This window comes from Streptomyces sp. 35G-GA-8 (genome assembly GCF_023534745.1).
In the GTDB taxonomy this organism is placed as follows: domain Bacteria; phylum Actinomycetota; class Actinomycetes; order Streptomycetales; family Streptomycetaceae; genus Streptomyces.
The window spans coordinates 1-22,584 of the sequence record NZ_JAMHJQ010000031.1 but is presented as its reverse complement, the minus strand read 5'-3'; the positions used below and the strand labels follow the sequence as shown (position 1 = coordinate 22,584).

The following is a 22,584-nucleotide window of genomic DNA, read 5'->3' as shown; positions in this document are numbered from 1 at the left end:
TTTCCGTCATCAAGAGCTGTCATCAAGAGCTGTCATCGAGAGAGAGTTGTGACCTCGTGCACTCCCGGCTTTCCGCGTATGTTTCGGACCCCGCACCAGGGCATGGCGCGCTGCGCACGGCGCGCTCGTGGCTGCACTCCGACGCCCCTTCCCGTTCGCTGAACGGGCATTGGCGCTTCCGTCTGTCGCGAACGGCGACGGCGGCGGAGGATTTCGCGTCCGAAGACTTCGACGACAGCGGCTGGGACAGCATCCCGGTCCCGTCCCACTGGGTGCTCCAGGGTGACGGCGCCTACGGCCGGCCCATCTACACGAACGTGCCGTATCCGTTCCCCATCGACCCGCCCCATGTCCCGGACGAGAACCCCACCGGCGACTACCGCCGCCACTTCGAGGTGCCCGCCGACTGGTCGGGGGCCGAGCGCGTCGTGCTGCGGTTCGACGGCGTCGAATCGCTCTTCACGCTCTGGGTGAACGGTGACGAGATCGGTGGCGCCGCCGGCAGCCGGCTCGCCCACGAATTCGATGTGACATCGTCGGTGCGCCCCGGCGACAACGTCGTCGCCGTGCGCGTGCACCAATGGTCGGCGGCCAGCTATCTCGAAGACCAGGATCAGTGGTGGCTGCCGGGCATCTTCCGCGAGGTCACCCTGATCGCACGGCCGGCCGGAGGCATCGAGGACGTCTGGCTGCGCACCGGGTTCGAGGAAGGGCACGGGCGGATCGAGACGGAGATATCCGCCGACGCGGCGGCGTTCCCGGTCACCCTCCGCCTCCCCGAACTCGGTGTCGAACAGGTCTGGGCGACAGCGGCGGACGTGGCACCGCTCGACGTCGAGGGCGTGGAGCCCTGGTCGGCCGAGCGGCCACGCCTGTACGACGCCACCGTGTCGACGGCCGCGGAGAGCATCGCCCTGCGGGTGGGTTTCCGCACGGTCGAGATCCGCGGGGACCAATTCCTCGTCAACGGCCGCCGCGTGGTGTTCCACGGGATGAATCGCCACGAGATCCACCCCGAGCGCGGACGCGTCTTCGACGAGGAGCACGCCCGCGAAGACCTGGCCCGCATGAAGCGCTTCAACGTGAACGCGATCCGCACCAGCCACTACCCGCCGCATCCACGACTGCTCGACCTCGCCGACGAACTGGGATTCTGGGTCGTCCTCGAATGCGATCTGGAGACGCACGGCTTCGACGCGGTCGACTGGGTCGGCAATCCGAGCGATGATCCGGCGTGGCGCGCGGCCCTTCTCGACCGTATCGAGCGCACCGTCGAACGGGACAAGAACCATCCCAGCATCGTGATCTGGTCGCTCGGCAACGAAGCGGGAACCGGCGGCAACCTCGCCGCGATGTCGGCGTGGGTCCATGCGCGCGATGCCGGACGGCCCGTGCACTACGAAGGTGACCACGCCGGTGAATACACCGACATCTACTCGCGCATGTACGCGTCGGTGCCCGAGACCGAGCAGATCGGAACCGACGGCTCACGCACGGAGCTGCTGAACTGCACACCCGCGCAGGGCGCCCGGCAGCGGTCCAAGCCGTTCCTGCTCTGCGAATACGCCCACGCGATGGGCAACGGGCCGGGCGCGCTCGACCAGTACGAGGCGCTCGTGCACCAGCATCCGCGGCTGCACGGCGGCTTCGTCTGGGAGTGGCGCGATCACGGCATACTGACGACGACCCCGGACGGTACGCCCTATCACGCGTACGGTGGCGACTTCGGGGAGGTCGTCCACGACGGCAACTTCGTGATGGACGGCATGGTGTTGAGCGACGACGTCCCGACTCCGAGCCTCCACGAGTACAAGGCGGTCGTGCAGCCGGTGCGCTTCACCTTCGACGGTGACGAGCTCGCGATGACCAGTCTGCGGCACTCGGCCGACACGTCCGACCTGCGTTTCCGCTGGCGTGTCGAGCACGACGGGACGCTCGTGGAGTCCGGGGACATGGAGGTCCCCGTCATCCCGGCGGGCGGGTCGGCGCGGGTGCCGCTGCCACGGATCCCGGTGTCACCGGACGCGGAGACGTGGTTCACCATCGACGCGGTACTGGCGGCCGGGACCGCCTGGGCCGGTGCCGGGCATGTGGTGGCGACCGCACAGCTGGACCGTTCGACGCGCCGTCCCGCGCCGGTTGTGCGCCGCGAAACCGCGTGGCGGCGCGGTGAGGGCACACTGACGCTCGGAATCGCCGAGTTCGTCGACGGGTCCGTCGTACGCCTCGCCGGCCGCGCGGTGACGGGCCCGCGGCTGGAACTGTTCCGTGCGCCGACCGACAACGATGAAGCCGCGTCCCCAGGAGTCGAGGAGAGCGACGCCAGTGTCCCCGGGGTCTCCCACGCCGAACTGTGGCGTCGCGACGGGCTCGACCGGCTGGTCACACGGCGCGTGTCCGTGGAGCGCGCCGGGACGGCCCTGCGAACGATCACCAGGGTCTCCGCGGCGAACTCCGCCCTGTCCGTGCTGGTGGAGTCCGTCTGGCAGCTGGTGGGCGACGAGCTCGAACTGCGTGTGGAGATCGAGCCGTCGAGCGGTTGGCCGACGGTGTGGCCACGGATCGGGATCGGCTTCGAGCTGCCCGACGGCGCGGCCCCCGTCGATGGCGCCGAGTGGTTCGGCCTCGGCCCGTTCGAGTCCTACCCCGACAGTCTCCGCGCGGCGCGCACCGGCCGATTCTCCTCGACCGTCCGCGACCTCTCCGTCGTCTACGCGCGACCCCAGGAGACGGGGCACCGGTCCCAGCTGCGTGAGCTGGCGCTGACGAGCGCCGGTACCGAGGTGCTGCGCATCACGGCGCTCCCGGACACTCGCGGACGGCGCCCCGGCTTCACGCTCAGCCGCCACACGCCGCAGCAGATCGCACGCGCTGGGCACCCCTTTGAGCTGCCGGAATCGACGACGAGCCGGCTGATCATCGATGCGGCGCAGCACGGGCTCGGCTCACGGGCCTGTGGACCGGACGTGTGGCCCGAGTTCGCGCTCCGCCCTGAGGCCCGCACGCTCAGGCTCCGTATGGCGGCAGGCTGAGGCGGTGGCGTGGGTGCCAACTCGGGTGCCACCGCGGGGAGATCACATATTGTGCGCGCGTTCCTCGGTAGGATTCCGTCCGGGTCCCGGCCGCGTGGAACGGGACGACAAGCGCCGATTCAAATGGATTTCCGGCCGGTCACATCGGCGTGGGAGCGGCCGGAACGGTGACCGGAACACCGAGTGAGCGGAGTGCCAGTCATGCGTGGAGGCAGCATCGCCGTGGTCGGCGGCAGCATAGCGGGGTGCGCCGCGGCCCTGGCGGCGTCGCGCGGCGGAGCCGAGAAGATCACCGTCTTCGAGCGAGCCGACGACCGACTCCGCGACAGGGGAGTGGGAATCGCCCTTCACGACGACCGGTACGAGGAGTTGAGGCTCGCCGGTTATGTGGCTCCCGAGATGCCGTGGGCACCGCTGACCCGGCGGGTGTGGAGCGTGCGCGACGGCGAGGCGGACCACGGCCGGGCCGTCGGCGAGCAGCCGTTCCCCTTCCGCGCCTACAACTGGGGTTCCCTGTGGGGCGAGTTGCGCCGCCGGGTGCCCGAGGAGGTCTCCTACCGCTCCGGCGCGACGGTCACCGGCGTGGAGCCGGACGCCGACGGTGTGACGCTGCGGCTCGCGGACGGATACCAGGAGCGCTTCGACGTCGTGATCGGGGCCGACGGGTACCGCTCCGTCGTCCGCGAGGCCATGTTCCCGGGCGCCACCGCGACCTACGCCGGTTACATCGGCTGGCGGGGTACCTCGTCGGACGTCGCCGACCTCCCTTCGGACGGCCAGGACGCGCACAACGTCGTCTTCCCCGGCGGCCACTGCATGATCTATCGCATCCCGGACGGCGACGGCGGGCACCGGCTCAACTGGGTGCTCTACACAACACCCCCGCGGATCGACGGCCTCCACCCCGATCCACCGACCCCGACATCCCTGCCGCCCGGCCGTCTCAACTCGGAGCTCACCGCCCATCTGCGCGCCCTGGTGGCCGACAACTTCCCGCCGTACTGGGCTCTCCGGGTGCTCCGTACGCCCCCCGAGACCACCTTCGTCCAGCCCATCTACGACCTGGAGGTGCCGCACTACACCTCGGGACGGATGGTGCTCGTCGGCGACGCCGCCAGCGTCGCCAGGCCGCATATCGGCGGCGGCAGTGTGAAGGCGCTCCAGGACGCCAGCGCCCTGGAGGCCGCCTGGGCGAGCGGGGACAGCTGGCAGGAGGTCCTGGAGAGGTACGACGCCGACCGGGGCGGCGTCGGGGCGGCCATGGTCGCGCTCGCCCGCAGGATGGGCGGCGCGCAGGTCGAGAACACGCCGGACTGGACCGCCATGGGCCAGTCGGAGTTCGACGTGTGGTGGCAGGACCAGAACAAGGGCTCCGACCGGCGCAGCGGCTTCGGCGGCCACAGCATGAAGGTCCGGTAGGTCCCGGAAGGACCGGAGCGCGACGAGGGGAGTGACCGGATGGCGGTCACCCCCTCATGGCCGGACCGCTCGTGTCTCAGTCTGCCGTCGGCGCGAGTTCGAGTGCGGCGCTCAGCGCGGTGGGGTCGGTACGAGCGTCCGCGCCGTCCAGTCGCAGCGTCGCGCGCCCCGAGGTGAGGACCGTCAGCGTATGGGCGCACTCCGCCGCCTGGGCCGGGCTGGGGGACACCAGCACGACGGCGATGCCCTCGTCCGCCAGCGTGGTCACCAACTCTTGGACCTGCCGGACGAGTACGGGCGCGAGACCCTCGGTCGGCTCGTCGAGCAGCAGCACGTTCGGCGAGCCGAGCAGCGCGCGGGCCAGTGCCAGCATCTGTTGTTCACCGCCGGACAGATCCGCCCCCCGGTTGCCCTGTCGCTCGCCCAGCCGGGGCAGCAAGTCCAGGACGCGCGCCGGGGTCCACACACTGCGGCGCGAGGTGTCGCCACGGCGCGGCGGACGGTGGGACAGCCGCAGGTGTTCGGCGACGGTGAGCCCGGCGAACACGCGGCGGCCCTGGGGTACGAGGCCGATCCCGGCGCGGGCGATCCGGTGCGCGGGCTGCCCCGTCACGTCCCGGCCGTCGAGCCGTACGGTGCCGGAGCCGGGGCGGATCAGCCCGGCGACGGTGTGGACGAGGGTGGTCTTGCCGGCGCCGTTGTGCCCGACGATCGCGTGGACCGTGCCGGCGGGCACCGAAAGGTCGAGATCGTGGAGGACGGTGCCGCCGTGGTAGCCCGCCGTCAGGCCGGTGAGTTCGAGCATCGGGGGTCGGTCATCCTCTCTCGTCGGCGGACGGGGCGGTGTTCTCGATGCCGGGGGAAGGGACGTCGGCCGTGGCCCTGCTCGCCGTCGCACCCGGATTGTGATAGGCGTCGCGGACCCCGGGGTGTCCGAGCGCCTCCCGGGTGGGACCGGTGACCAGTACCCGTCCGGCCGCCAACACCGTTACGGTCGAAGCGAGTTGGGCGACCACCTCCACATGGTGCTCGACCAGGATGATCGCGACGCTCGCCGGCAGCCCTCCGATGACACCGAGCAGTCGGCCGATGTCGGCGTCGGTCAGCCCGGCCGCCGGCTCGTCCAGGAGCAGCAGCCGCGGGTCGCCCGCCAACGCGGCGGCGAGGTCGAGCATGCGGCGCTGTCCGTGGGAGAGCGTGGCGGCGGGCCGGTGGGCCAGGTCCGCGAGGCCGACGGCCTCCAGACGGCGGCCCGCCGACTCGGTGTGCGGCCGGTGGCGGGACGGGCTTCGCCAGGCGCCGAGGCGTTTCGGGTGGTGCGGCCACCCCGCCAGTACGACGTTGTCCAGTACCGTCAACTCGCCTATCACCGAGGGTTGTTGGAAGCTGCGGGCGATACCGAGCCGACTGCGCCTGGCGGTGGCCGTACGGGTGATGTCCGTGCTGCCCAGGACGATCGTGCCGTGGTCGGGCCGGTCGGTACCCGCGATGAGGTTGAGCAGGGTGGTCTTGCCGGCGCCGTTGGGTCCGATGACGGCGTGCCGGGCGCCCGCCGGAAGCCGCAGGCTGACGTCGTCGACGGCGGTGAGACTGCCGTATCTGCGGGTGAGCCGGGTGAGGTCCAGCACCGGGGGTGCCGACGCGGCGGTCGGTGTGGGCGTCATGGGGAGACCTTCCCGGCGGAGGGCGGGGTGTGCGCGGACATGGACGCCGCCGGGTGCCGCTCGTCGGGCCGGGGCCCGTCGGCCGTCGGCTCGTTCCCACCGGATGCGCCGATCAGTCCCGCCAGACCGCGCGGCAGCAGGTACACGGCCGCGACGAACAGCGCGCCGAGCAGCAGCGGCCCATGGCCGGGCCATGAACTGGCGACCCAGTCCCGGGTGATGACGATCAGCCCGGCCCCCAGCAGAGCGCCGATCACGGACGTCGTACCGCCGATGACGGCCGCGAGCAGCGCGAAGGCGGCGATCTCGAAGCCGACGTCGGCGGGGGAGAGATACTGCTGGACGGTGACCATCAGCGAGCCGCCGACGCCGGCCAGCGCACCGGCGCAGACGTACGCGACCAGCAGATAGCGCCCCACCGGGTGTCCCGACGCGCGCATCCGTGCCTCGGCGCCCCGGGTGCCGGTCAGCAGCTTCCCGGCGGGGGAGCGCAGCACGAGCAGGGTGAGGGTGACGGCGATGACGGCGACGACGAGCGCGTAGAGGTAGACCTCGCTCTCCTCGGACATCCCCTCCCCGCCCCACAGCGCCCGCGTGGCCGGGAAGCCGACGAGACCGTCGGCGCCGCCGGTGACGGACGTGAACTGGTTGATGACCGCGCCGGTCAGCTCGCCGATGGCGAGCGTGATCATCAGCACGGTGGTGCCACGGGCCCGGATCACGGCGGGCCCCGTCACCGCGGAGAAGACCGCCGCCGCGAGCGCCGACAGGACGATCTGGACCGGGCCCATGGTCCACCCGGCGTCCGCGAGATTCGCGGTGGCGTACGCGCCGACGGCGAACGGCGCCGTCTGCCCGAGGGTGGGCAGTCCGGCGTAGCCGGTGAGGATGGTGACACTGACCGCGAGGAGCCCCAGAGCCAGGGCAGAACCGGCCAACGAGATGCTGTACGAGTCGAGCATGCCGGGCAACGCGATCAGCACGACGAGCAGCACGAGCGACGGAGCGGCCCGCCGCCACGCGGCGCCGCGTGGCAGCCACCCGAACTCCGTGCGCGCGCCGGGGCCCCTGCCGGACGAGGCCACCGCCCCGGCTGTCCCGGCATTCCCGCGCGGCCTCGGTCGCAGCCACTCGGCGAGGTGACGGCGCAGCCGGGCCACCGGGTCCGGGGACACACCCTCGGGGGCGCCCGAGGTCGCCGGTTCCGCGAAGCGGGAACGGAGCACCAGCACCGCCGCCATCGCGGCGAAGAGCAGGTACGGCGCCAGGTCCGGCGCCACCGAGACACCCAGCGTCTGGACCTCGCCCACGGCGATCGCCGCGAAGAACGTGGCCCACAGCGAGCGCAGCCCGCCGAGCACGACCACCACGAGGGACAGCATCAGCACGTTCTCGGCGGTGCCCGGCCCTGGACCGATGATCGGCGCCCCGAGCACGCCCGCCGCACCGGCCAGGGCACCCGCCGCCGCGAGGACGCCGGTGTGCACCGCCCGGGGGTTGTGTCCGGTGGCCGCGAGCATCTGCGGATCGTCGGCGGAGGCCCGTACCGCCGCGCCCACCCGGGTCCGGGTCAGCACCCATGTGCCGAACGCGGCGAGCAGCACGGCCATCACGATGAAGCAGAGCCGGTACGCGGGGTACCGGTGGCCCAGCAGTGTCACCGAGGTGTCGAGCGCCTCCGGGACGCGAACCGGGAGCTCGTCCGCCCCGAAGAGCTGGATGAGCAGATCACCGCCGACCAGGGCGAGCCCGAAGGTCAGCAGTGCCTGAGCGAGATGCCCACGCCGGGCGAGCGGAATCGTGGCGGCGGACAGCCCCGCTCCGGCGACGCACGCCGCCGCCGTTCCGGCGGCCAGCCCCAGGACGAGGCCGCCCCAGGTCCCGTCGCTCAACTCGGCGCCCGTGTAGGCGCCGATCGCGTACAGCGTGCCGTGCGAGAGATTGAGCACACCGGCGGTCCCGAAGGCGAGGCTCAGGCCGGCGGCGACCACGAACAGCAGCAGCCCGTAGGCCACCCCGTCCACCGCCGGCATGAGATGGGCATCGAGGAGTTCCACGTCAGCCGCCGAGCGTCGCCAGGTCCTGGACCATGACGTTGGCCAGCTGGTTGCCGTCCGGCCGCACCTGACGCAGATACCAGGTCTGCACCGGCGAGTGCGCCTTGTCGCCGAACTCCCAGGCGCCGCGCGGGCTGTCGATCTGGCCCAGACCCGCGATGGCCTTGTTGATGGTCCCCGGTGTCACCTCACCGTCCTTCGCGGCATCGGCGATCGCCTGGTCGAGCACGGCGGCCGCGTCGTACGACGCCATCGCGTAGGTGGTGGGCTGTGTGTCGTGCTTGGCCGTCCAGTCGGCGGCGAACTTTCGGTTGGCCGCGTTGTCGAGGTCGGCGGCGTAGTTCAGGACCGAGTAGATGTCCTTCGCCGCGTCGCCCTGGGCCTGGAGCACACTGCCCTCGGTGACGAAGGCCGTGTACAGCGGCAGATCGGCGATGTCGGACTGCGCGTACTGCTTGGCGAAGTCGATCGCGGCCTTCCCGGCGTAGAAGCAGTACACCGCCTTGGCGTCCGTCTTGGCTATCTCGGCGAAGTACGGCATGAAGTTGGTGGTCTTCGGGAACGGCGTCCAGGCCGTCTTGCCGTCGGGGTTGGCGAGTTCACCCCCCAGACGCTTGAACTCCTCGGTGAAGCCGCGCAGTTCGTCGTAGCCGCCCTGATAGTCGGGACCGATCGCGTAGACCGGTCCGTCGACCTTCTCCTTGACGTACGGGGCGATGGCCTTGCCCGGCTCGTCGGACAGGAAGCTCGTCGTCCAGACGTACTCAAGGTCCTTGATGGGCGGCCGGCCGTTCGACCCCAGGAAAGGGATCTTGGCCTGGCCGACCAGGGGCAGCACCGCGTTGACCGAGCCACCGCCGACGAAGCCCGTCAGCGCGTCGACCTTGTCCTTCTTGACCAGCTTGGTGGCCGCGGGAACGGCGGTCGGCGGGCCGTCGCCCTCGTCCGCCACGATGAGCTCGACCTCGCGGCCACCCAGCTTGTTGCCGTGGGTGTCCAGGTACAGCTCGAAGCCGGCCCGCAGGTCGGTACCGACCGGCTTGTACGTGCCGGACAGGGAGGCCACGAGGCCGACTTTCACGGTGTCGTCGCCGGCTCCGCTGCCGCCGCCGCACCCGGTGACGACTGCCAGACCGAGGGCGAGGGCGGCGGCGCGGAAGGGCCGGAATCCACGGCGGCGCGAAAGGGACACGTCGAAGAACATAAGCTCTCTCATCGGTAGGAACGGACAGAACGGGCCGAGAGTGACCGCCGGCCGGGGTGGTGCGGTGGGTTCGGGAATGGTCAGGCGATCAGCCGGGCTGCTCCGTGCTCGCCTCGCGGACCTGGGGAGACAGCGAGTCGCCGACCTGGTTGATCAGTTCGGACATCAGGTAGCTGACCTCACCGATGTCCGCGTCCCTCGTGGTGAACACCAGCAGCGAGGCGCCGCTGGAGACGGCCATCGAGAACATATAGCCGCCCTCCATCGCCGTGAGGCTGTGCTCGACAGGATCGGTGTTCGTCAACTGGGCCGCGGCGGAGAGCAGGTTGACGACGCCGGAGGCGATGGCGGCCAGCCGGTCGGCATCGTCACGATCCACACCGGCGTACGCCACCGCGAGTCCGTCCACGGACACGGCTATCACCTGAGTGACTTCCGGGATGCGCCCGGCGAAACCGCTCAGGATCCAGCTCAGGTCGGCGGGTGAGGTCATTTCTCGCTCCGTTCGGTGTCGTCGGTGGTGGAACGCCGGCGCTGGCTGGTGCTCCTGTTGATCCCCTGGGCGTAGGCCGCCAGGACGTCGGAGACCTGCCGGGAGTCCCGGCGGCGGGGCGACGGCCTGGGCCCGGCGGCGCCGGAGCGCTGTTCGGCGCCGTCCCGTGTGCCGGGGGCGGGCCGCTGCTGCGGCGTGTGCTGCGGTGTGTTGCGCTGTCGCACGGGCAGTCCCGAGGAGCTGACCCCGGCGATACGGGACGCCGGCTCGTCGCGTACGGAGGGCCGGGCGGATGTGGTGCGGCGCTCGTCCGTGTGAGGGTTCGTACTCCGGGTTCCTTCGGGCCGGTCGCCGGGCCGGATGATCGGACGAGGCGCCTCATGGCGCACACCGATGCGAAGGCGGTCGTCGCCCCGGCCGTGGTTGTGACGGTCCTCGCCGGGCCTGCCCCGCGGCGGCGGTGCGGCCTTCCGAGGGGCCGGGGCCAGAACGCTCGCGGGCAGTGCGACCTCGGCGATGGTGCCGGGACCGGACGAGTCGCACAGTTCGACCGTGATGCCGTGACGCGCGGCGAGCCGCGCGACCACATGCAGACCCATGGACCGTACGTCTCCGATGCCCGACCGCGGCTCGCGCAGCGCGGCGTTGCAGACGGCGCGGCGTTCCGGGGTGATGCCCACCCCCTCGTCGACGATCTGCACGACGGCCCGGTCCCACAGTCGCCAGACGGCGACCCCGACCTGCTTGTCGGGAGGCGAGAACCGGGTGGCGTTGTCGAGAAGTTCCGCCAGGATGTGCGCCACGTCGTGCACGGCGCGGGCGGCGATGCCGATCTCCGATTCGACGACGCCGAGCGACACCCGGTCGAAGCTCTCGATCTGCTGGGCCGCGGCCATGATGACGGTGGAGCAGTCGACATCCTGCGAGCGCACCCGGGCCTGTCCGTAACCGCCGAGCACCAGGAGGCTGTTGGTGTTGCGCTCCATGCGGATCGCGAGATGGTCGAGTGCGAAGAGGGTCTTCATCCGCGCGGGGTCGGCCTCGTCGCGCTGCACCGTGTCCAGCTCGGACACCATGACGGTGGTCAGCTGCGCCCCTCTGCGCGCGACACCGACAAGTGTGTCCGCGAACTGCTCGTGAATGTAGGCCTGTTGGGCGGCCAGCCGGACGGCTTCGTGATGGACGGCGTTGAATGCCTCACCCACCTCGCCGATCTCGTCCTCGCCCGTGGTCCTGACCGGGTTGCCGGTCTTCCGGGCGACCTGCTCGGGTGTCGCGCCGCTCAGCGCGCCGGGCTGGGACAGTTCGCTCATCACGGCGGGCAGCCCGGTGTGGGCGACCTCGTGCGCGGCGTTGCGCAGATCGCGCAGCCGGCGGATCATCACGCGACCCAGCCGGATGGCCACCACAACGGCGCCGACCAGGGTCAGCACCACCAGCGCGACCTCGGCCCCGGCTGTCCAGACGAGCGTGGTGCGCGCGTCGGAGACCGTCGAGTGCACGGATCCGTCGACCCGCTTCTCCACCGAACGCAGCAGCGCCAGACGGTCATGGGAGGCCTTCTGCCACTCCTCCGGGGTGACCTCGATGTCCTTGCTCGTTCCCGTACGCCCGATCTCGTCCTCCAGGCGCCGGGCCTCCAGCGCCTTCGCGCCGGAGAGGGTGCGCTCAAGCCAGGTCCGCCACTGACCGGGGCCGAGGCCGAACAGGACGCTGATCGACTCGGTGTAGCCGAGCCGGCCGGCGTCGAACGTCCGCTGCGAGGCGGTCGTGAAGCCGCCCGCGGCCTGCGCCCGCAACACCGTGACCTGCTGCTGGGCCAGGTACTCGGCTGCCTCGGACAGGGCCGCGGCGGCCCGGATCCGGTCCGCGATGTCGGCGTCGACACCGTCGGCCTGCGCGATGCCGTCGCGGTAGCCGTTGAGGTCGGCGATCACGATCCGGTAGCCGAAGGCGAGCGCGGAGATGGTGCTGTCGCCCGAGCGCACCTGGGCGCGCAGGGAGGGCAGCTCGTCAAGAAAGCGCTCGATACGGTCCAGCGCGCCCCGTGCGTTGCCGGGCACCGCGGACAGGCGTTCTCGCTGGCCGCGGAACTTGGCGGCGCTGACATCGGTCGCGTCGGAGCGTTCCCGGAACGCCTCCGGGTCTCCCTGTGCGGAGACCAACGCGGTGGCCGCCGCCCGCTCGCGCTGCAACTGGTAGGTCAACTCGCCTGCCGTGGAGGCGACTTCGGCCATCGTGATCAGCCGGCCGGCCTGGAGCGCCCGGTTGGTCGCGGGCGCGAGTGCCAGCACCGAGAACGCGACGGCCACGGTGAGGGGCGCGGCCACGAGCAGGGCGAGGCGACGATTGATTTTCACTGCGCGGCTCCATCGCCGGAACCAGTGCCGAGTATCGGAAACACGCTGATACCTGTTGACGGGTTGTGGCGGGGTGTCGGTGGGGGAACGCTGCTTTGTCGGTGGGGGTCTGGCGCATCGTTACGGATGGGGCGGAGGAGGCCCCGGCGGCGCGGCTGATCCTAAGCCGTCGCGCGGGCCGACGGGCGGCCGTGACCGGGGGAATTCGGGGCACCGGGTGGCCCGGGAAGCATCCGACGCGGTCATAAATGCCGCGGGAACAGCCCCTCTTGAGGTCAATCGGAATGACCGAATCGGGGCGACGCGATCGCGCTTTACCAGCGTAGCGGCACTTCCCACCGCGGCGGCTTACTGCGGCGGAATATCAACGGAGTTTCTGGCATATGCATGTGATGGAACGTCAGACAGTCGATCTTCGTTGCGGAAAGGTTAGATCCGGTGATCGACGGCAGCCGACACATAGCGCGCCGCCGTCCCCTCGCGCGGGGGGCGAGGAGAACGGCGGCGCGGCTGTCGAGCTGAGAATGGCCCAGGCAGGCGTTTATCCGCGCCCCCCATGGTCGAGGGCGGCGACCTCGCGTACGGCCTCGGCGATGGCCGCGAAGTCCTTCTTGAGGATCGCACCGTGGTTGCTGGCGACTTTCGCGGCGATCCGGATGTTCTGGTTGCGGGCCGTCACCGCGTCGAGGCCGGTGCGTATCCTCTCCTGCTCATCACCGCGGCTCCCGAGGGACGTCCCCGAAGCGACCACATAACGCACCGGGACGGTGATGCTGTCCAGTACGGGGCCCAGTTCGCGCTCGCGGGAGAGCCTGCCGAGCTCGATGTTGCTGTCCGCCTGCTGGTCGGCGGTCATCCTCGGGGTCAGACCCGTCGGGCGAAGCAGCGGTGTGAACCAGCCCATCCGCCGGAACATCTTCCGGATCCGCCGCTCCATGGCCTCGTCGAGCCAGTCGTACGGGAACGCGCCGTCGACCAGGATCGCGCCCAGGGCGCGGTCCGGATTCCGGTCGGCCCAGTGCGCCCCGACGACCGCCCCGTAGGACCAGCCCACCACCAGCGCCCGGTCCACACCCCTGGCCGCAAGAACGGCGTCGACGTCCCGGACCGCGGCCTCGAAGGAGTAGTCCGCTGAACGCTTCGACTTCGTGCCGCGAGCCCGCTCGTCGTAGGTGATGTGCCGCCACCCCGGGCCCAGTTCGGCGATGACTCGTCGCCAGTACCCCTGAGTGGCGAACTGGCCGTTGAGGTAGAGCACGGGGACACCGGGACCGCCGGTGTCGGTGACGGCCAGGGCCGTGTCGTCGATCGGCACCATGCCGGTCCACTGCGAAACGGCCGGGGACATCCCGTTCTTCGTCATGTCGGTGCTCCTTCGGAGGCTATGGGGCGGAGGTCCCGGAAGCAGAGGCCCCGGGGCGGAGTCAGAGGCCGCGGGCGGTGATGTCGCCGTGGCCGGTGGTCGCGTGGATGGTCAGGTCGGCGGTGCCTTCGGTGTTCTTGAGCGAGTTGTGGATCCGGCCGTAGCCGGTGCCGGCGTCCAGCGAGGCGGAGACTCCGGGGGCGGCCCCGACCGACACATCGCCGGACTCGGTGCGCAGCACGACCGTCCCGCGTACGGCTTCGGCGATATGGATGTCGCCCTTCTGGGTGCTGATCTCCGCGGGGCCGCTCAGGCGTCCGACCGAGACGTCACCGGCGAGGGCGGTGAGGCGGACGCCCGTCGCCTCGTCGACCTTGGTCACACCGTGCGCACCGTCGAAGGAGACGTCGCCGAGCCGTCCGACGGCCCGGAACTCGGCGCCGGCCGCCGTGGCCTCGACGCGGGAGCCGGCGGGCAGCTTGACGGTCACCTCGATGGATCCGGAAGGGCCGAGGATCTGGTGCTTCGCCGCCGGGGTTCCGATCCGCAGGACGCCGTCGGTGTATTCGACCTCGGTCTGCTCGGCGGCCTTCACGTCGCGGGCCTTCGAGGCGTTCGCCGGCAGGACCTCGACCGTGGTGTCGGTCCGGTCCGCGGCGATGAGCTGGACGCGTCCGGCGGTGATGTCCAGGACGGTGGCGATCGGGGTCGGGGTGTCGAACTTCCGCATGGTGTCCTCCTCGTGCGCTGGTGGTTTCTGACACCGGAAACGCTACGTAGCGTTCGAGGATCACGCAACGATGTCGTTGCTTACGAATGACATCTGGGCAGGTGAAAGCCGTCTAATCGTTGCAACGAATATGCGGCTAACGCAACGTCAGTGATCCGGATCGTTGCATTGGATGGGGAGTGAACGCTATGTTGGAGGCGTCACCGAGCGAGTGTGAAGGAGATCGCGATGCCGGGAGGCAGGCTCACCCAGCAGGAACGCCAGCAGATCGGGCTGGGGTTGTCCGACGGTCTCGCCTACGCGGAGATCGCCAGACGCCTCGACCGCCCGACCTCGACGGTCACGCGCGAGGTGATGCGCAACGGCGGCCCCACCGCCTACCGCGCCGACCTCGCCCACCGCGCCACCGAACGCCGCGCCCATCGCCGCCGGCGGACCGCGACCCCGGGGCCCCACACCCCCGCACAGACCCATGGGCGCGACCCCGAGGCGGTGCGCGAGTACGAGGAGACCTTCACCACCCTCCTCATGCAATCGGGCCTGCCCAAGATGATGGCCCGCGTGCTGACCTGCCTCTTCATCGCCGACGCGGGCAGCCTCACCGCGTCCGAACTCGCCCGGCATCTCCAGGTCAGCCCGGCGTCCATCTCCAAGGCGATCACGTTCCTCGAAAGCCAGGGCCTCGTGCGCCGGGAACCGGACGAAGGCCGTCGTGAGCGCTATGTCGCCGACAGCGATGTCTGGTACCAGTCGACGATCGCCAGCGCCCGGGGCAACATCCAACTCGCCGAGACCGCACGGCAGGGCGTCGCCATCCTCGGCCGGAACACCCAGGCCGCCGCCCGCCTGGAGAACATCGCCCGCTTCGTCGACTTCATCGGCGAGAGCATCATCCGCGCCGCGGAACAGGCCCGCGAGATCCTCCACACCGCACCCGCCACACCCCAGGACGGCACCGCGGAGCCAAGGTCGGATCGCAAATAAGGCGACACCGGACCCGTCCTCGACGCGCCTTACCGGCGTCGAGGACGTCCCTTTGTGCTTGTCGGGACATATCCGTGTCTATGCGTTCGCGACAGAGCAAAGGAATCCAATCGAGGTCTTCTCGTGTGAACTCAGAAAATTCCGATCGAGTTCGCTCGCAATAAAACCACTGGCATTAATCTGTCACTCCTTTCTCATATTCACGTCGCGCTATCGACTATCGCGCATTGCGCCGTTAGTTTGGTTGGCGTGTTCAGCCCCGAGCCCCTTGCGACTTTCTCTTGGAGGTCAATCATGCAACGGAGACGAATTGCCGCCCTGGCGGCCGCCCCAACCACCCTGCTCATCGGGTTGGCGATCTTCTCGACGTCGGCCGCGGACGCGTCCGCGCCCCAGGCGCCGACAGCCGTGAGTTCCACCTGTAACGCGCCGACGAGTGACAAAGTCCTCTCCGTCAAGGAAGGAATCGCACTCGTTGAGCGGTGCTCCGCCACGAAGGCGGCCGCCGCCGTTCCCGGGTGGCACTGGATGGGTAATTACGGCTCGGTTTACGACGTGGTCAACGTCGCGAACGGCGCGGGAATCGGAGCCGGGGAGCTCATCGCTCAACCCGGCCCCACGGGACTCGTCCCCGCCTTTATGTACTACTAAGAAAGACCGCCCTTGGTCGGCCAATGGCCGACCAAGGGCTTTGCATTAGGGACGACTGGGTGCGGCTCAGTGGCTCATCCGCAGTGGCGGAAGGCGTCCGTGGTGCCGGCGGTGGTGACCAGGCCGGAGCTCTGGTCGAGGACCACGATGGTGGCCGGCTGCGTCTGTCCGCCTCGGCACCTGATGTCCGCGACGTACTGCCACCCGGGCAGGGTGCCGGAGGCGTTGGCGTTCAGCGAGCCCAGCGAGTACGGCGCGCTCGTGTTGATCCCGACCGCGTAGAACCGCACGACGCCGTTCGGACCGAGTCCGCTGCCGGTGGCGTACAGGTAGCCGCCCAGCTGGTGGAACGTGGTGGAGACGGACACCCCGCCGCGCGGCGTCGCACCCGGGTCCGCCAGCCGCCACGGAGCGTTGGCGTTGTCAGTACGGGCCTGGTCGCGGCCGGCCGGCGGCACGCAGACACGGTCCGAAGGCCGCGTCTCGCGCCAGACGAAACCCGGCTTGCAGGTGTCCGGCCCGTAGACGCCGCCATTCGGCTCCCGGCGGGACGGGCCCAGCGTGTTCTCCGTCGTGGTCTGCGAGCGGATCTGCGGTGTCACACACACCAGGTCGCCCGGGACCGCTTCCCGCCACACGAAGCCCGCCGCGCAGGTGTACGGACCGTACGGCAGGTCCGCCGCCATGGCCGGCGGACCCGTCACCACCAGACCCGTCAACAGCGCCACCGCCGTGATCAGTCCGGCCAGTACGCGCCGCGGGAAGCCGGAGCCGACTTCCCTGACGGCGCCCCGGGCCGTGCTTCCTCTGCCATTGCTTCCGCCATGCATGTGTTCTCCTCGGTCGGGGAGGGGTGATTCACAGCTGGAACAGGTATTCCGACGTGCTCCGCGGGCGGTGGGAAACCTACCTTCGGGGCGGTGCCATGTCGTGAGTAGGGCGCTACTCAGCCTCCCGGCTCTGTCCCGGGGATCTCCCTTCTACTCTGATGGCATAACTGCCGTGCAGGCGGAGGGATTCGGACAGTGGCGCTCAGCAAGGACGATCCGCGGTCGATCGGCGGGTACAAGTTGGTCGACCGTCTTGGTTCCGGGGGCATGGGAGTTGTCTACCTGGGCAGGTCGCGCTCCGGGCGCGAGGTCGCCGTCAAAGTGGTCCACGCCCAGTACGCCGAGGACCAGATCTTCCGCGACCGCTTCCGGCGGGAGATCACGGCCGTGCGCAGGGTGAGCGGAGCCTTCACCGCGCCGGTCATGGACGCGGACCCGGAGGCGGCACGGCCGTGGATGGCCACCCTGTACGTGCCCGGCCCGTCCCTGGCCGACCGGGTCCGCACGCACGGCCCTCTCGGCGGCGCCGCGTTACGGCTGCTCGCGCTGGGGCTCGTCGAAGGGCTGCGGGACATCCACCACGCCGGGGTGGTGCACCGGGATCTCAAGCCCGCGAATGTACTGATGGCCCAGGACGGTCCCCGCGTCATCGACTTCGGGATCTCGCGTGCGGCGGAGAACCAGACCCTGACCGGCACCGGGGACCTGTTCGGCACGCCGCCGTTCATGTCTCCCGAGCAGTTGCAGGATCCCCGCTCGGTGGAACCGGCCTCGGACGTCTTCTCGCTCGCGGCGCTGCTCGTGTACGCGGCGACCGGACGCGGGCCGTTCGACGCGGACAGCCCGTACCTGACGGCGGACCGGGTGATGAACGAGGATCCCGTGCTGGACGGGGTGGAGCCGCCGATGCGGGAGATCGTGGCGCGCTGCCTGGCCAAGGAGCCGGGTGACCGGCCGGAACTCGGTGAACTGGCACAGCTGCTCGGGGCCCTGCCGGCACCCGAGCCGAACGATGTACCGACCGTCACTCCCGAGGGCGGGTCCTCCGAGGGCGGGTCCTCCACCGCCGGGGCCGGGAACGTGGCCACGGCACGCACCGCACGCGGGCGACGGTGGCGCCCGGCATTCGCCGTCACCGCCGGCGTCCTGGCTCTCGGCCTCGCGGCCTACCTCGTCGTCGCGCGGTGGGACGGGGACGAGCGTATGGCGAACGGGGCAGAGGTACGACAGTCCGCCGGCCCGTCGCCCTCCACGAGCCCGAGTCCGAGTCTGAGTCCGAGTCCGCGATGGAAGCCGGTGCCCAGCGGCTGGCACCCCTGGCAGACGACCCTGCTCGAACCCGCGTCGAACGGTGTCAGGACCGTCAAGAGCCTGGAATCGGGCGGCGGTTCGAACTGCGTGACGGATGACGGCTCCCTCTACTGCGGTGGCGACGGCGTGCTTCCCGTCCGTATCGACGCGAAGACCGGTGAGACGGTCTGGCGTACCGCGTCCGTGGCGTCCGTGACGTTGGACGATGTGTATACGACGTCCGTCATCGGTGTGCGGGACGGCGCGGTACTCGTGCTGGAGACAACATCCATGGAGGGCGACGGGCAGGCCAATGTCGTCGGTCTCGATGCCGAGAAGGGCAAACGGCTCTGGACCCACCCGGCGGACTCCCAGAACATCGATGGGTTCCTGTTCGGGGACCTCATCCTGATCGTGGACCAGAGCGACCAGTCGGTGACGGCCCGGGCGGCCCGTACAGGGGTCGAGCGCTGGACCGGACAACTGCCCGCGGACCAGGACTGCCATCCCCTCAAGGGCCATGATGTCCCGTATGTGCTCTGTGGGGCGGCCTCCGAGGGCCGCAATTCCTTCCTTCTCGTCTTCGACCTGGACGACGGCACGTCGCGCCGCGTGACCGACCTGCCCGACGGCAACTTCATCGGAATCCACGACGGCCAACTGGTGTTCGTGGAATGGCGTTCCGATGGGACCGGCACGGCGCTGGACGACATGATCTACACCCGTGCGGCCCTGTTCGACCCCGCTGGCGGCTCCGTGCGGACCGTGCGGTTCCGGGGTGAGTACCGCGGAGACGCCATGCCGGCGGGCGGCACCCTCTACTTCGTACGGTCGAACGGCGCGGTGACGGCCGTGTCACCGGAGACCGGCGAGCGACTGTGGGCGACTCAGACAACACCGGAAGGGCTGGGCGCGCCCACGCTCGACCAGGGCGGGCGCATCATGTATCTGACCAGTGGGAGCGGGCGCGTGGTGGCCCTCGAAACGCGTACGGGCAAGGAGCTGTGGGACACCCAGGCGCACGCCGGCGTGACCATGGACTCGCACTATCCCAAGGTGCTGCTCCACGACGGGGCTCTGATCATCTGCACCGCCGACGGGACCGTCTTCACACTCGACCCCAGTCGGCCCGATATGAAGGCGGTGCCCGCCGTGTCGCCTTCGTGACAGGACGGCGACGGTGCCCGGGGCCGACTACGCGAAGCGTTCGTGGTCGGCCAGTACCGCGTCGATCACCCGAAGATGGAGGGCAACCCGCTCGTCCCGGGGATCCGGGCACTCGGCGACGGTCAGCGCGGACTTCCACAGTGCCCAGCCCCTGGCTCTGGCCCAGGTGCCGTCGTCCTGTCCGACCGCCTGGCGGAACGCCGCACGGCTGTCCTCGCGGAACATGGTCCAGGCGATGGTGAGATCGCAGGCCGGATCGCCGACGCCCGAGGTACCGAAGTCGATGACGGCAGACAGTTCGCCGCCGTCGACGAGCAGATTGCCGGCGGCGAGGTCACCGTGGAACCACACCGGCTCCCCCCGCCATTCGGCGGCGAGTGCCGCCTGCCAGACCTCGGTGGCACGCTTCTTGTCGACGCGGTCGCCCAGGGCGGCGACGCAGCGGTGTGTCTCGTCGTCATAGTGGGCGGGTGACGCGCCGCGGTAGAAGCTGTGTTCCCCCGCCAGGGGGCCGTCGGTGGCGTCGCAGCGCTGCAGGGCGAGAATGAACCGGGCCACGTCGGTGGCGAACCGGGCCATGTCGTCGATGCGTTCAGGGGACGCCGTCTCGCCGGGCAGCCAGCGGCGCACCGACCAGGAGTAGGGATATCCCTCGCCCGGGGCCCCCTTGGCCAGGACGGCGGGCACGGCCGTCGGCAGGAAGGGAGCCAGACGGGGCAGCCAGTCGCATTCCTTGTCGACAGCGGGGGCGTAGCCGGCGGCGGTGGGCAGACGTACGGTCATGTCCTCGCCGAGGCGGTAGGTGCGGTTGTCCCAGCCGTCCACCGCCACCGGGACGACCGGCAGCCGCCCCCATCGCGGGAACTGCGTGGAGATCAGCCGCTTCACCAGCGCCGCGTCGATTCCCGCGCGCCCGTCGGGAGCAGTCGAAAGCATGCGCCGATCATCACAGCCGCGACCTTATGAGGCAACGGAATTCCGTGGCGCGAGGCCGGAGGCCCCTACGGATACTCTTCAGCCGTGCGTCGCCACCGCGGCTGGAGACGCGCACGCAGGCGGGCGCGAGCACGCGGGCAGCGGTCGTCAATTCGCGAGGGGGCAGGGGATGAAGCGCCGGTTCCGGAGAACGATGCTTCGCGTAGTGGGCCTGGGTCTGTTCGTATCGGTGGCGCTCGCGGCCCCGCCGCCGACGGCGACCGCGAACGCGGTCGCGGCCACTGCCGGCGCGGTCGCCGACGCGGGCTCGTTCGCCGAGTCCGAGTTGTGGGATTCGACCGATGACGACGCCTACGCCAGCTTCCATGTGCAGGGGCTGGCTGTCGTACCCGCGGGAATCGTGCCGCCCGCGGGGAACGGGCAGGCGCTGCCCGACGATGTGGTGCTCACCTTCACCGAGGGCCGGTTCGTCAAGGGCGACGGCGGGGAGAAGGATCTCCTGGTCCGCCGGAGTGTGGATGGCGGGCGTAACTGGTCGGCAGGCGTGCCCGTGGTTCCGAGGCAGACGGGCCAGAGTTGGGGCAACCCGACGCCGGTGGTGGATGAGCTGACGGGCCGGGTGTGCCTGTTCTACAAGGGATCCGGCGGAACCATCTTCGTCAAGCGAAGCGATGACGCCGGGGCCAGTTGGTCGGCCCCCGAGGATCTGACCCCGTTGTTCGCCTCGAACCCGCACGGCTGGACACTCAACAGCCCGGTCCCCGGCCATGGAATTCAGCTACGGAACGGCCGGCTGCTGATGCCCGTTCAGCACCGCGCCCCCGACCCGGACCGCAACTACGGCGTCGAGATGCTGTACAGCGACGCTCACGGCGATCCCGGTTCCTGGCGGCGAAGCGCCGAGGTACTGATGTCCGTCGCGTACCCCGTCAACGAGAGTCGCGTCTACGAACGCGGCGACGGAGCGGTGGTCCTCAATGGCCGGTGGGGTTCCGGCGGCACCCGCTACCGCGTCACCGCGACCAGTACGGACGGTGGTACGAGCTGGTCCGCGCCCGTGATCGACGGCTCGACCGGACAGTTCGTCTCGGTGGACGCGAGCGTGCTCCAGTACAGTCGCGGCCCGGCCGACCGGGTGCTGTTCAGCGGTCCGGACGCGTCGGCCCGTGAGAACATGACCGTCTCGGTCTCGTACGACGCGGGGGCGAGCTACCGGTACAGCCGGGTGATCAATCCGGGCACGTCCTACTACTCCGACCTCGCGCGGCTGTCCGACGGCACGATCCTGTTGGTCTACGGACGGGACGGCGAGGACGCCGGCTTTCCGGAGCGTATCTCGGTCGCCCGCTTCGACCTTGAGTGGCTGACCCAGGGCCGGGACAGCCTTGCCACCGGTCCCGGGCTCTCCCAGCAGACGTACGAACTGGCCACCGCGGAGGCCCGCACCGGCACCGGTGCGGCGGCGCCGATCGTGTCCGACGCCAACGCGCGGGGCGGCAGGACGCTGCGTTACCCGGCGCCGACGGCCGGCGGGTACGTCGAAGTCCCGTTCGATGTCGTGGCGGCGGGCAGCTATGAGGTGGCCGTCCGGGTGCACCGCGGGGCCGACCGGGGACAGATACGGGCGAGCGTCGACGGCGCGGCACTCGATCAGGGGCTGATCGACCCGACGATGACGGTGGGTGAGGGCTATCAGCTCTACCGGCTGGGAACGGTCCCGCTGACAGCCGGGCGGCACTCGATCCGGTTCACCCTGGCGGGCCAGGGGCGCGGCGGCGGTGGCGTCATCGCCGTCGACCAACTGTTCCTGACCTCGGGCGGGCATCCCGCGGACCCCCCGAAGGCCGTTGCGGACAACGACTTCGTCGCCGGCTTCGAGGTGGTCTCGGGCACCTGGACCAGGGTGGAGAAGGCCGCCGGGGAGTACGGCCAGAGCCACCGTACGCATGCCGCGGGGACCGGCACCGCCACCGTACGGTTCCGGCCGGATGTGCCGATGAGCGGTGTGTACGAGGTCTCCGCCTGGTACCCGTCCGGGACGGGCCGGGCGTCCAACGCCTCCTATGTGATCCGCCATGCCGAAGGCCAGGAGACGGTCGAGGCGGATCAGCGGTCCGACGGGGGGCGATGGGTACGACTCGGTGATTTCACGTTCACCGCAGGCGGCGGGGGCACGGTCGAACTCTCGGACGCCGCTGACGGGCTGGTCGTCGCCGACGCGATCCGCTTCGCCTATCGGGGCGCCGTCGCGGACAACGACTCGGCCGCGTACGAAACCGTCTCCGGAGAGTGGAACAACGCGACCGGGGCCGCCGGGTTCTATGGCTCGAATTACCGTACGCATCCTGCGGGTACGGGAAGTGCGGTGGTGCGCTGGCGGCTGGATGTGCCGGTGAGTGGACGG

Annotated in this window: 16 protein-coding genes; 6 read left to right on the top strand and 10 right to left on the bottom strand. The window is 70.3% G+C overall.

Features of this window, described 5'->3' with window-relative positions:
- The first annotated feature begins 56 nt into the window (after positions 1-56).
- Entirely contained in the window at positions 57-3,032 is a 2,976-nt protein-coding gene (locus M1203_RS37425; protein WP_249954329.1) for a glycoside hydrolase family 2 TIM barrel-domain containing protein, read from the top strand.
- Between the two features lie 201 nt (positions 3,033-3,233).
- On the top strand, positions 3,234-4,451 hold the full coding sequence (locus M1203_RS37420; RefSeq protein WP_249954328.1) for an FAD-dependent monooxygenase: 1,218 nt from the start codon (positions 3,234-3,236) through the stop codon (positions 4,449-4,451).
- Positions 4,452-4,527: 76 nt separating this feature from the next.
- On the opposite strand, the gene M1203_RS37415 is transcribed toward M1203_RS37420, so the two are convergent.
- The 8 genes from M1203_RS37415 to M1203_RS37380 all read right to left on the bottom strand — a co-directional run bounded on the left by M1203_RS37415 (position 4,528) and on the right by M1203_RS37380 (position 14,322).
- Positions 4,528-5,256 carry an ABC transporter ATP-binding protein gene (locus M1203_RS37415; protein ID WP_249954327.1) on the bottom strand — a complete coding sequence of 243 codons (729 nt, stop codon included), beginning with the start codon at positions 5,254-5,256 and terminating at the stop codon, positions 4,528-4,530.
- A 10-nt stretch (positions 5,257-5,266) separates the two neighbouring features.
- A complete protein-coding gene (locus tag M1203_RS37410; RefSeq protein WP_249954326.1) occupies positions 5,267-6,115 on the bottom strand; it encodes an ABC transporter ATP-binding protein in 849 nt (282 codons plus the stop codon).
- The gene (locus tag M1203_RS37405) at positions 6,112-8,172 is read right to left on the bottom strand and encodes an ABC transporter permease (RefSeq protein WP_249954325.1); all 2,061 of its coding nucleotides are present in this window, start codon (positions 8,170-8,172) and stop codon (positions 6,112-6,114) included. Before M1203_RS37405 ends, M1203_RS37410 begins: the two co-directional genes overlap by 4 nt.
- 1 nt (position 8,173) lies before the next feature.
- Entirely contained in the window at positions 8,174-9,376 is a 1,203-nt protein-coding gene (locus M1203_RS37400) for an ABC transporter substrate-binding protein (protein ID WP_249954338.1), read from the bottom strand.
- Between the two features lie 88 nt (positions 9,377-9,464).
- Positions 9,465-9,869 carry a roadblock/LC7 domain-containing protein gene (locus M1203_RS37395; protein WP_249954324.1) on the bottom strand — a complete coding sequence of 135 codons (405 nt, stop codon included), beginning with the start codon at positions 9,867-9,869 and terminating at the stop codon, positions 9,465-9,467.
- Complete coding sequence (locus M1203_RS37390) at positions 9,866-12,229, bottom strand: sensor histidine kinase (RefSeq protein WP_249954323.1); 2,364 nt, start codon at positions 12,227-12,229, stop codon at positions 9,866-9,868. The genes M1203_RS37395 and M1203_RS37390 overlap by 4 nt, the downstream gene beginning before the upstream one ends.
- A gap of 541 nt (positions 12,230-12,770) precedes the next feature.
- Positions 12,771-13,592, bottom strand: coding sequence for an alpha/beta fold hydrolase (locus M1203_RS37385; protein ID WP_249954322.1), 822 nt, complete (start codon positions 13,590-13,592; stop codon positions 12,771-12,773).
- 61 nt (positions 13,593-13,653) lie between these two features.
- Entirely contained in the window at positions 13,654-14,322 is a 669-nt protein-coding gene (locus M1203_RS37380) for a DUF4097 family beta strand repeat-containing protein (RefSeq protein ID WP_249954321.1), read from the bottom strand.
- A gap of 228 nt (positions 14,323-14,550) precedes the next feature.
- On the opposite strand from M1203_RS37380, the gene M1203_RS39390 reads away from it, so the two are divergent.
- Positions 14,551-15,306 carry a helix-turn-helix domain-containing protein gene (locus M1203_RS39390; protein ID WP_374404799.1) on the top strand — a complete coding sequence of 252 codons (756 nt, stop codon included), beginning with the start codon at positions 14,551-14,553 and terminating at the stop codon, positions 15,304-15,306.
- Positions 15,307-15,600: 294 nt separating this feature from the next.
- On the top strand, positions 15,601-15,957 hold the full coding sequence (locus M1203_RS37365) for a hypothetical protein (RefSeq protein WP_249954320.1): 357 nt from the start codon (positions 15,601-15,603) through the stop codon (positions 15,955-15,957).
- A gap of 74 nt (positions 15,958-16,031) precedes the next feature.
- On the opposite strand, the gene M1203_RS37360 is transcribed toward M1203_RS37365, so the two are convergent.
- Complete coding sequence (locus M1203_RS37360) at positions 16,032-16,787, bottom strand: hypothetical protein (RefSeq protein ID WP_249954319.1); 756 nt, start codon at positions 16,785-16,787, stop codon at positions 16,032-16,034.
- A gap of 195 nt (positions 16,788-16,982) precedes the next feature.
- Here M1203_RS37360 and M1203_RS37355 point away from each other — a divergent pair, with 195 nt between their 5' ends.
- Positions 16,983-19,244, top strand: a complete 2,262-nt coding sequence (locus M1203_RS37355; RefSeq protein ID WP_249954318.1) for a PQQ-binding-like beta-propeller repeat protein — start codon at positions 16,983-16,985, stop codon at positions 19,242-19,244.
- Between the two features lie 27 nt (positions 19,245-19,271).
- Here M1203_RS37355 and M1203_RS37350 read toward each other — a convergent pair whose 3' ends face one another.
- Positions 19,272-20,180 (bottom strand): aminoglycoside phosphotransferase family protein, encoded by a 909-nt coding sequence (locus M1203_RS37350; RefSeq protein ID WP_249954317.1) that lies wholly within the window; start codon positions 20,178-20,180, stop codon positions 19,272-19,274.
- Between the two features lie 193 nt (positions 20,181-20,373).
- Between M1203_RS37350 and M1203_RS37345 the strand changes: the two genes are divergently transcribed.
- Positions 20,374-22,584, top strand: a 2,211-nt coding sequence (locus M1203_RS37345) for an exo-alpha-sialidase (RefSeq protein ID WP_249954316.1), incomplete at its 3' end; no start/stop codon positions are given.

Excerpts from the sequence above, each read along its gene's own strand:
- M1203_RS37420 (WP_249954328.1), top strand. The coding sequence starts at position 3,234 with ATGCGTGGAGGCAGCATCGCCGTGGTCGGCGGCAGCATAGCGGGGTGC.
- M1203_RS37415 (WP_249954327.1), bottom strand. The coding sequence starts at position 5,256 with ATGCTCGAACTCACCGGCCTGACGGCGGGCTACCACGGCGGCACCGTC.
- M1203_RS37410 (WP_249954326.1), bottom strand. The coding sequence starts at position 6,115 with ATGACGCCCACACCGACCGCCGCGTCGGCACCCCCGGTGCTGGACCTC.
- M1203_RS37400 (WP_249954338.1), bottom strand. The coding sequence starts at position 9,376 with ATGTTCTTCGACGTGTCCCTTTCGCGCCGCCGTGGATTCCGGCCCTTC.
- M1203_RS37395 (WP_249954324.1), bottom strand. The coding sequence starts at position 9,869 with ATGACCTCACCCGCCGACCTGAGCTGGATCCTGAGCGGTTTCGCCGGG.
- M1203_RS37385 (WP_249954322.1), bottom strand. The coding sequence starts at position 13,592 with ATGACGAAGAACGGGATGTCCCCGGCCGTTTCGCAGTGGACCGGCATG.
- M1203_RS37380 (WP_249954321.1), bottom strand. The coding sequence starts at position 14,322 with ATGCGGAAGTTCGACACCCCGACCCCGATCGCCACCGTCCTGGACATC.
- M1203_RS39390 (WP_374404799.1), top strand. The coding sequence starts at position 14,551 with ATGCCGGGAGGCAGGCTCACCCAGCAGGAACGCCAGCAGATCGGGCTG.
- M1203_RS37365 (WP_249954320.1), top strand. The coding sequence starts at position 15,601 with ATGCAACGGAGACGAATTGCCGCCCTGGCGGCCGCCCCAACCACCCTG.
- M1203_RS37360 (WP_249954319.1), bottom strand. The coding sequence starts at position 16,787 with ATGCATGGCGGAAGCAATGGCAGAGGAAGCACGGCCCGGGGCGCCGTC.
- M1203_RS37350 (WP_249954317.1), bottom strand. The coding sequence starts at position 20,180 with ATGCTTTCGACTGCTCCCGACGGGCGCGCGGGAATCGACGCGGCGCTG.